Annotated in this window: 9 protein-coding genes and 2 pseudogenes; 8 read left to right on the forward strand and 3 right to left on the reverse strand. The window is 52.6% G+C overall.

What is annotated here, in order from left to right; translation table 11 throughout:
* Window positions 1-369, reverse strand: a pseudogene (locus RJ53_RS11305) (hypothetical protein); the annotation flags it as partial.
* A 117-nt stretch (window positions 370-486) separates the two neighbouring features.
* On the opposite strand from RJ53_RS11305, the gene RJ53_RS11310 reads away from it, so the two are divergent.
* Both RJ53_RS11310 and RJ53_RS11315 read left to right on the forward strand, forming a co-directional pair.
* A complete protein-coding gene (locus RJ53_RS11310) occupies window positions 487-987 on the forward strand; it encodes an RNA-guided endonuclease InsQ/TnpB family protein (protein ID WP_343221895.1) in 501 nt (166 codons plus the stop codon).
* Between the two features lie 587 nt (window positions 988-1574).
* A complete protein-coding gene (locus RJ53_RS11315; RefSeq protein ID WP_246496115.1) occupies window positions 1575-2078 on the forward strand; it encodes a shikimate kinase in 504 nt (167 codons plus the stop codon).
* A 258-nt stretch (window positions 2079-2336) separates the two neighbouring features.
* Here RJ53_RS11315 and RJ53_RS11320 read toward each other — a convergent pair whose 3' ends face one another.
* Window positions 2337-2675: a J domain-containing protein gene (locus tag RJ53_RS11320; RefSeq protein WP_211531740.1), complete on the reverse strand. Its 339-nt coding sequence runs from the start codon at window positions 2673-2675 to the stop codon at window positions 2337-2339.
* 30 nt (window positions 2676-2705) lie between these two features.
* On the opposite strand from RJ53_RS11320, the gene RJ53_RS11325 reads away from it, so the two are divergent.
* Window positions 2706-3284 carry a class I SAM-dependent methyltransferase gene (locus tag RJ53_RS11325; protein WP_211531741.1) on the forward strand — a complete coding sequence of 193 codons (579 nt, stop codon included), beginning with the start codon at window positions 2706-2708 and terminating at the stop codon, window positions 3282-3284.
* A 14-nt stretch (window positions 3285-3298) separates the two neighbouring features.
* Here the strand turns inward: RJ53_RS11325 and RJ53_RS11330 are convergent, their stop codons facing one another.
* Window positions 3299-4000, reverse strand: a complete 702-nt coding sequence (locus tag RJ53_RS11330; RefSeq protein WP_211531742.1) for a DUF4013 domain-containing protein — start codon at window positions 3998-4000, stop codon at window positions 3299-3301.
* Between the two features lie 83 nt (window positions 4001-4083).
* Between RJ53_RS11330 and RJ53_RS11335 the strand changes: the two genes are divergently transcribed.
* The 5 genes and pseudogenes from RJ53_RS11335 to RJ53_RS11355 form a co-directional block, all read left to right on the forward strand.
* Entirely contained in the window at window positions 4084-4668 is a 585-nt protein-coding gene (locus RJ53_RS11335; protein ID WP_211531743.1) for a DOMON domain-containing protein, read from the forward strand.
* Window positions 4669-4673: 5 nt separating this feature from the next.
* A complete protein-coding gene (locus RJ53_RS11340) occupies window positions 4674-4904 on the forward strand; it encodes a hypothetical protein (protein ID WP_211531744.1) in 231 nt (76 codons plus the stop codon).
* Between the two features lie 215 nt (window positions 4905-5119).
* Window positions 5120-6538, forward strand: a complete 1419-nt coding sequence (locus tag RJ53_RS11345) for a DHA2 family efflux MFS transporter permease subunit (protein ID WP_246496116.1) — start codon at window positions 5120-5122, stop codon at window positions 6536-6538.
* Between the two features lie 270 nt (window positions 6539-6808).
* Window positions 6809-7321 (forward strand): hypothetical protein, encoded by a 513-nt coding sequence (locus RJ53_RS11350; RefSeq protein ID WP_211531746.1) that lies wholly within the window; start codon window positions 6809-6811, stop codon window positions 7319-7321.
* Window positions 7254-7601 (forward strand): annotated as a pseudogene (locus RJ53_RS11355) (hypothetical protein); the annotation flags it as partial. The gene RJ53_RS11350 and the pseudogene RJ53_RS11355, both read left to right, overlap by 68 nt.

Consider the following 7601-nt stretch of genomic DNA (forward strand, 5'->3'; position numbering starts at 1 on the left):
TTCCCGGTACCCGTATGTTTCTTTCCATGCGGCAACCTCACGTTTGACCGTTGTATAACTGAGTGAGTGACCGTCCCTGAGCAGATACCGCCAGATTAACTTGGCATTGCACCGCTGTTTCTTCGGCTTATGCCGATTGTTTTCGAGGATCCGGTGGATCTTTTCCCGAATTTCATCGGTGACAACCCGACAGGGTTGAATTATCTCTCTTGATTCTGGAACAATTGCATCGATTGTTCCTTCCCGTGCAGCCTGAGCCCGGAGAACATATCGTCTGACAGTGTTATGGGCCACACCAACCTCACGGGCGGTCTTTCGATATGAGCCGGTTCGCTCATAGGAATCGAGTATTGTTTTGACAGTCGTCATGGAATACACCTCTTGACTTCCCCCTCAACGCGATGTCTATGAGGAGGAGTTTGATCAGGGGTGGGCAAAAACGAATGAGCCTTTCTTTATATACTCTGGGCAAAAAGGAATGGGCGTATACACGCAAAAAAACATCTCAAAAAACTCAGTGGAAAAGAACGCCGATTCAAGAATGATACAAACCACTGTATCAGCAAACAGATCGTCGCTGAAGCCAAAGGCACACAATCCGGTATCGCGTTGGAAGATCTGACAGGTATCCGTGATCGGACACCCGGTTATAAGGCATTAGCAGCGGCAATCGGTAAATGGGCGTTTTATGAGATAGCAATGTACATCCGATATAAAGCACATATGGCTGGTATCCCGGTCTACCTCGTTGATCCCCACTATACATCCCAACAATGCTCCCATTGTGGATATACGAGCAGGGAAAACCGGAAAACCCAGTCTGACTTCTTCTGTATCAAATGTGGACATACGGATAATGCGGATATCAATGCCGCAAAAAACATTGCATCAAGGGCTGATGTCAACCAGCCTATCGCACTCCGTCCTGAACCAAAGCGCTCAGGAAGATGGAAGGGCAAGCCCACGACTTCAGTCGTGGGTAGTTGACGTAATATAACGAGAGGATGCAGTCCTTCAAGGGGATGCTCGAACCTTTGGGATTTAAAAGAGATAGTACCATCATAGTTTGCATACACTTCATAGAGATACCGTTCCCCATCCATCTCTCCGATGAAAAGTAAATGAGTGTTTTTTGCCTTTCTCTCTTCAAAAAAATATTGATTCAGCTGCAGGAGTACAACCGATCTGTTATCAAAGCCCATCTCATGCACCAGGGTGTCCCAGAAAACCCAAAGATCGGACTTATGCTTCGACGTGTTCGTGTCGATGTTTATCTCTCCAGTCGCAAATTCGGGCATTTCCGGTACATAGAAGTAATGCACAAGGAGAAGGCAAATGAGGATTAACCAGAAGAGAAGCTGGGTTTTTTTCATTACACATCCTCTGAAATCAGACAGTTCGTTTTAATAAGAGATGATAACGTTTCCATAATTGATAAAGAATTAAGTCCTTACTCTGTGATACTGCTGAAGCAGTTACGCAATGAACACAATCAGCCTGCCCTGATCATACAACACTCCCCATCCAATCAGTTATCAGATCAGAAGAGAGATGAAGAACCAGGAGTATTCCCGTTGATCCACACCCCAGACAACATCATCCTCATCGGCATGCCGGGTGCCGGGAAGAGCACCGTCGGCGTCATCCTTGCAAAGACGCTCGGCATGCAGTTCATCGACTGCGACATCCTGATTCAGCAGCAGAGCGGGCGGATGCTCCAGGAGATCCTTGACCGTGACGGCCCCGATGCGTTCCGGCGGATGGAAGAAGAGGCTATCCTCTCCCTCCATCCCCGCCACTCGGTGATCGCAACCGGGGGGAGCGTCATCTGGAGCAGGGCGGCGATGGAGCACCTGCGATCTCTTGGCGTTGTTGTGTACCTCGAGATCTCCTTTGAGGAGATGGAGAAGAGGCTCAAAAACATCACGACACGGGGCATCGTCCTCCTGCCAAACCAGACTCTCCGGGGCATGTATCTCCAGCGGGTGCCGCTCTACGAGGAGTATGCTGATGACACAATTCCCTGTTCCGGGGAGGATGTGGAGTCTGTGGTACGCAGGATATGTGAGGGTGCCTAACGCGGTCTCGATCCAGCACCTCCGTATCCCTCACTAATGTCGCACACAACTGAGGGTACTGCGCCGAGTCCGCCTGCAGGAACAACCGGAATCTGCTCCTCCCTCTTCCTGGTGCCTGGGGTCTGGCTGGTTTCTCTCCTTGATGTATGCTCTTTGTGGTATGTATATCGGCATCCTCAGCATCTCCGCATTTGATACAGAAATTAACTGCTCGGGCTTTCTGTGTTCTCATCAATCAGAAGAGAGAGAAACCCCGTCTTAACGCGGATTATCGCGTGGTTTTCCGTCTCCCCAGATTGGATCGCATCCAAACCGATCCATCCAGGCACTATCATATCCGCTATCTTCTCTCTGTACTTGTTCTTCATCAGAGAAGGGGATCTCATAGCGCAAACAATAATCAATCAGTACTCCATATGCCTCATTCAGGCTGATCATACCATTGTGTGCCTCATCAGACTCGTAACCCGAAACATCCGGATGCCACTCCCGTGCAAGGGCATGATAGCGGGTGCGTATCTGGCTGATGCTTGCCGCATCGCCCAAACCAAGGATATTCGCTGCCTTCCTGGGGGAAAGGCGCTTCTGTGCAGCCATAGTACTCCCTTCAGGCAATTGAGATGATAAATGAATTCAATGCGACAGGCCTTTGAAGAGCATGCAGCTGCGTACGACCGCTGGTTTGATGACCATCCCCACATCTACTCTGCCCAGCTCTCGATGCTGCGGGATGTTGTGCCGGCAGGGGGGCTGATGCTCGAGATCGGTGTTGGCTCAGGCCGTTTTGCAGCCCCCCTCGGGATACACTTGGGTCTCGATCCCTCATCTGCCCTGATAGCAATGGCTCGGAGACGAGGGATCGAGGCTGTCATCGGAGAGGGTGAGCACCTCCCGTTCCGTGACAATTCCTGTGATACCATTCTGATGATGACCGTCATCTGTTTTCTTGATGATCCGTTCCCGGTCTTTCAGGAGGCATGCCGTCTCCTTAAATCCGGGGGAGTACTCGTCATTGGTTTCATCGAGAGTGGTGGAGCAATCGCAACCAAATACCGGGATGAAGAGGTAAAAGGGCGTTTCCTCAGGCATGCAACCTATTATTCAACAGAGGATGTCACAAGATTTTTTTCACAGGCAGGGTTTGCAGAGATCGCAATAGTACACAAAGCACGAGGGTTCCCGGTCATTATCGGGAAGAAGCTGTAAGGGTGGAATCTCCCTTATTCCTCCGGGACGCTCTCATAGATGAGTGCCGAGTACCGTGCGGCAAAGACGACCAGGATCGGGGTTGCGATGATGACAAGGATCCATCCGATCTGCGGGATCTGCATCAGCAGGTACTCAGTGCCCCCGATGATCAGGAGGAGGATCCCGATCGAGAGGAGATAGGAGATCCATCCGATCCTCGTGATATGGCGAAAGATCGACAGAAACCTGAAGGCATCCAGCATCTTCCCCGTGTGTGCAAAGCGGGCAAGCCCTATCGGGAGGCTGAAGGCGATAAGGATGGTGTAGAGGAAGATGAAGAGACCTGCAAGCACCCCGATGAAGATGATCGCCCCGTCCGGGAGACCGAAGATCCCTGATCCAACCGTATCGATCGGGTCGCTCTCCCCAAAGATGATGGTAACGACAATGGGGCCGAGGACAAGGGCAATTGGTGTTGCGTAGAGTATCTGGATGATGAATGCCCGGATACCGTCATAGAAGAGCCTCCCCAGAGTCTTTGCCCCAGTGGCGAACGCAAAGGGATTGTCGGATTGCCATGAGATCTTCCCCCGGTATATCTCGACGATGTATCCGAGGAAGAGCGGATAGATGAAGTATAATAGGATTATGAAGAGCGGCAATCTCGTCTTCTTTTCAAGGAAGAGCTCTTTTGTATAGACACCGGCATCGGTGATCAGAGTGATGATCTGCACTCTCTTCTCTCTCCACCCTCTATATAGTAAACCTTTTTATATTAAACAACCTGCATCTGGCTATGAGGCATGTATCTGTATTCATGATTGGGATCGTCCTTGCATTCCTGGTGTTTGCAGCCGGGTGTGCCAGCGACCCGGTCACGCCGCCGGCTCCGGTTGATGATGCTCCCATAACGGAAGAGTGGGTTCCTGATGGGATCATCGAACCCGGTGAATACCAGTATTCCCAGAGACTTTCTGACAGTATGGAGATACACTGGTCGACAACAGACGAGACGATCCAAATGGCCATCTCCGGCCAGGCAACCGGCTGGGTTGGTATCGGCCTTGGAACCCCCCGGATGATGGCGGGTGTGGATTATATCGCCGGATATGTCGATTCAGAGACGGTCGTCGTCCATGACCTCTACAGCCAGAGTCCACGGTGCCCGATCCAGATGGATACGGAGATCGGCGGGAGCAATGACATCCTCAGGTCTGGCGGCAGCCTGGTGGATGGTGTCACCACCATTGAGTTTGAACGTCTCTTCGTCACCGGTGACGAGTTTGATTATCTGATCCGGCAGGGTGAGGAGATCGCCATCATCTGGGCAGTCTCGGATAGCAACTCGATGACTGTTCCGCACCGTGAAAGCAGCACGGCCACAATAATCCTCTGGAGGTAAATGAGATGACGATTGCAGCATTCGCTTATATACCGGTCTTTGGTCTGCCCTTCGTTGTGGTCCTTGGCATTGTCCTCTTCATCTTCCTCTGTATCACTGCATCCATCGCCGTTCTGAAGAGGAGGGGGGCACTTGAGAACGTACCCTTCACCTGGCATTTCTGGTTTGCACGAATCTCTCTTCTTCTTGCCCTTCTCCATGGGATTCTCGGCATCTCTGTGTACATCGGGATATAGGTGGGGCTTTGGGTCCCCTCTCTTTCTTTGAGATGATGGACGGGGAGCCCATCAGTATCCTGCACAATCGTTCCTTATACGGGTATCGGATCCTTTTGCGGCCAGAAGAAGGAGAGATGGTATACAGAGGAAATCGCACCTATTATAAATATGTAGATTACGTACTTTCTGATACAGGAGAGATCCCTATCGTAGAATCCGCTGTTTCCCGGAAAATGAGCAGAGATGAGCTTAGGCTTGTCATCGTGATCGCCCTCGGTTCGTTCATGGCCGGTCTTGATGGGACGATCGTCAATATCGCCCTCCCCTCGATTGCACAATACTTCGAGATCTCCACCGTACTGGTCTCATGGGTACTCACCGCGTACCTTATCATCCTCGTCAGTCTCCTGCTTGCGGCATCCCGCCTTGGAGATATGAAAGGGTACCGGAATGTCTTTCTTGGGGGATTTCTTCTCTTCACGATTGGTTCGGTGCTCTGTGCCTTCTCAACATCCATCGAATTTCTCCTCCTCTCCCGAATGGTTCAGGCCATCGGGGCGGCGGGGATCTCGGCGGTCGGGGCGGCGATGGTCACCACCGCCCTTCCCCCATCCCTCCGGGGCCAGGCTCTTGGTATCGTCGCCATGTTTGCCATGCTCGGTGCCGCCCTTGGGCCCGTGGCCGGGGGATTCCTCACCAGTATTCTCTCATGGCAGTACATCTTCTTCGTGAACCTGCCCGTCGGGATGGCCGCCATCATCCTCGGGATGAGGATCATTCCGCATATCCCGCCCGCTGCCCCGGATTCGAGGATCGATACCCTTGGTGTTCTGCTGATCTTTGTGGCGCTGGGTTCCCTGATCATCGGCCTGACCTCGATCCAGGGGCATGCCCCGATACTCGGTGCGCTCGCCCTTCTCATCTCAGCAATCTTCTGGACGCTCTTTATTATACAGGAACGCCGCTTTGCCGAACCGCTGATAAATCTCCGGCTCTTCTCCAACCGGGCATACTCGCTCCAGAACCTCAATATCATGCTGATCCAGATGACCATTGCCGGTGTGATGGTCATTATGCCATTCTACCTGGAAATCGTCCAGAAGATCCCAACAGACAATGCCGGAACGATCCTGCTGGCCCTCCCCATCGGGATGATCCTGACAGCACCACTGGCGGGGAAGGTATCGGATACCATCGGGACGAAGAAGCCGATCATCACGGGTTTTATCCTCGCTGCAGCCGCCCTCTTCCTCCTCTCGACAATCTCCGCCCAGACAGGGATCGGCCATATCGCCATCTATCTCTTCCTCCTTGGGGCTGGCACGGGGGTTGCCTTCTCACCCCTGAGCAGCGCCGTGATGGGGGAGTGCGAGGCAGAAGATCGTGGATCAACGAGTGGTCTGGTGAGGGTAATGTCCAACCTTGGTTCTTCTCTTGGGGTGGCGATGGTCATGCTTGTTGCAACGATCGCCGCCGGCCCGAAACTTGCTCAGTACAGTGCCCATCTCATCGATGGTGCAGAGCTGGAATCGGCGTTTCGTGCTGCATTCCTCTTCTGTATGACCCTTGCGATCCTCGGGCTCCTCCTGATGTTTGCGGTGAGGGGGAGGGAGCCTGCCGGGGATTTGGAATATGGGGAAGGGATCTGGTGAGTGTAACTTTGCCTATACCCGGAGGGGGCAGGAGATATCATATCTTTTATATGGTAGTGAGAATTGGGGATTTTTATTCCGACGACGGTGGGGAGTTTTATCCCGACAAACCTGGGGAAAAATAAACCGACGTTGACATGCCTGTATGGAACGTGCTGCAAAGTAGTATGGAATTGAGATAATCCCCTACAAGTACCAGGATCTGGGGCAGGCACAGATGAGAGGGTATAATGCATAGATCAGATGCAAAGATGAAAAACGGTGAACCTTATGCCTCCCGACCGATCACCCATCCAGAAAAAATTCATCGAGCTCTTCGAACCCCATGACCTGAAGATACCCGGCGACCACCTCCGGGATGGAACCCCCGGCTCCCTCCCCTACGGCAGCGGCCGGCTCATGTTCGCATTTGGCATGGATGACGGGGCATTCTTCATGGAGTACTATGCCCATCACCGGATCGGCGGGGACTGTCGCGGCAGGATCTATGAGGATGGCCGGCATGTCCCGCTGCCTGAATTATGCACGATGATCTGCTACAACGCAGACATCCCCGGCGACTATGAGCGGCAGGAGAAGGAGAACCGGGAAGAGTATGAGCGGATCATGAAGGAGTTGATTGAGGTTGGTATCTTCTCAGGCGGGCCGGCATCCCCTCCCAGCAATGATCCCTCCCCACCCAAACTGACTTATACATATAAACGAATCTACAACTATGATCTCCCGTCTCCCCGTCCTCCTTCTCCTGATCGCACTCTTTTCTGTTGCGGGCTGCGTCTCTGACCAGCCTGAACCAGATACCGGTGAAGCATACTATCTCAAGGGCCTGGCCGAGTATACAGCAGGAAACTACCAGGCTGCAGAAGCCGCATTTGAAGAATCGGCAATCTGGTATTTCGACCAGGGCCTTCGGGATGAGGGGATCACCTCACGGAATGCGATGTTTCGGGCATTCAGGACCTATGCCGAGTTTGGGCTGACCGAACCGATGGCACGGGATGCTCTCAGGGAAAAGGTGCCTGGTATCACCGAAACGGAGATCGATCCCAAACTATGCTCTCAC

Source organism: Methanocalculus chunghsingensis (genome assembly GCF_018132105.1).
GTDB classification, from domain to species: Archaea; Halobacteriota; Methanomicrobia; order Methanomicrobiales; family Methanocorpusculaceae; genus Methanocalculus; species Methanocalculus chunghsingensis.